We start from the raw sequence: 1,742 nt of genomic DNA on the forward strand, positions 1-1,742 counted from the left end.
ATCTAGAGAAATATAAAGAAGAAATCAAAAAAGAAATCGACAGAGAAATAAGAGAAGAACTAAAAACACATAAAAACAAATCAAAAGAAACAATAATAAGAAAAATCGATGATGCAATCGAAAAAAAGCTTGGTGATCTTCAGAAACAAATGAACGATCTAAAAACAGAACTTATGAAGATAAAAGAACTAAAAGATCTTGTTATGCAGGCAACAAAAAATGCCATATATTCTGAACAATTAAGTGATTTACTTGTCGAGGAGCTTGTTAGAGAAAGAGTGTTTTCAAAAGATAGAATTGATATCATATCCAAAAGAGCTTCGATTCGGACAAGAGATAAGTTAAAAGGCAAATAAGAGAAGAGCGATTACATGGTACTATTAGGGAGCGGGATAAAATACAACGTGGGCTTAAGGACGAATACTCAGCTTTTATTCGTGGGCATCAAGTGTATTATAATTTTATCCGACCGCATATGTCTTTATTTGGTAGTACTCCTGCGGGGATTGCAGGGATAGATTTAGGTTTAAAAGATAATAAGTGGGAAAATCTTTTAATGCAGTCTTTGGAATATCATAATTGGGAGGAAAAATAATGGTAGATAAGAATGTAATTTTAATTACAAGAACTTGGTGTAGTGAAAAAACAGTTAAAAAAGAATATAATAAAGATATTAAAAAATTTATTGAGAATATTCATGGGGAATTATCAAGAATTATTGTTTTGGTTAATTTTGAAGAAGAAACTGATTATTACACACAGACTTTATTGAGAGGATTTGATGATATTATTTTTAATAAAATTGAGATTTATCATGTTAAACCTTGGGGAGTTGCAAGTGGTGCATTGAATATCGGATTAACCAAGGCTTTTAATCATAAAGAAAAACCTGACCATATTTTAATAGCATCGTCAGAAGTAAGTCTTGATGAAAGCAATGTAAAAATAATGTCTCAAGAACTTTCTAAAAATTCAAATATGTTAGTTGTTGGTTACGCTCTTAAGGCATATACCGATGATAATTATAAATTCAAAGGATGTGAAAAAGGACATATTTTAGAAAATAATTATGAAGTATATAAGACACCTTGGAATACTTGTGCGATGTGGGATGCTGAATTATTCCGTAAGTATGTCGGGGCTTTTAATGTAATTTGTGATTGCCCCAAATATTTAGGAAAAAAGAAAATAAAATTGAATGGAAAAGAGGAGAAAATTGAATTGCGTGGTATAGAAGATGCTCTTGCTATGACATCAGCACAAAAAGTTGATTCTAATTTGAAAATAGGGATTATCAAAAAAGCATTACCCTGGAAAGTAAAGAAAGAAAAAATCAAAGATCATAAAATAAAAATGAAAAGAAAATGTGCTGTTTATGAGAAGTACAAAAAGATATTCGATATTCCAAAACCTTTAATTTCGGAACCTATCAATTAAGAGGGATGAAATATTGTTAACACCCCATTTGCAACACCCCCAATGCAACACCCTTCATGCAACAGTACCCAGTGCACCAGCACGTAAAAATCCTTAAATAAAATATCATAGCAAAATTTATAAGAAGGTTGTGAATGCATTTTCTGTGTTTACTCCTTGTTTAAAATAATAAATGGAGTGATTTGCAAACAAAGAAGGGCATAGAAATATTTATATATAAGTTAGTTTATTTGCCTTAAAAGTATATCGCAAAGTATAAAAAACATATGGGGGCGTAAATAATGGTTCAAGTTCAATCAAAAAAG

The 1,742-nt window shown here is 30.3% G+C and carries 2 protein-coding genes; both read left to right on the plus strand.

Annotated elements, in window-relative coordinates; all coding sequences use genetic code 11:
• Nucleotides 1-356, plus strand: a 356-nt coding sequence (locus tag KJA15_02020) for a hypothetical protein (protein MBZ9572081.1), incomplete at its 5' end; no start/stop codon positions are given.
• A gap of 238 nt (nt 357-594) precedes the next feature.
• The gene (locus KJA15_02025) at nt 595-1,437 is read left to right on the plus strand and encodes a hypothetical protein (protein ID MBZ9572082.1); all 843 of its coding nucleotides are present in this window, start codon (nt 595-597) and stop codon (nt 1,435-1,437) included.
• Nucleotides 1,438-1,742: the final 305 nt, after the last annotated feature.

It is taken from the genome of Patescibacteria group bacterium (assembly GCA_020148145.1).
GTDB lineage: Bacteria > Patescibacteriota > Minisyncoccia > Minisyncoccales > JAHCRE01 > JAHCRE01.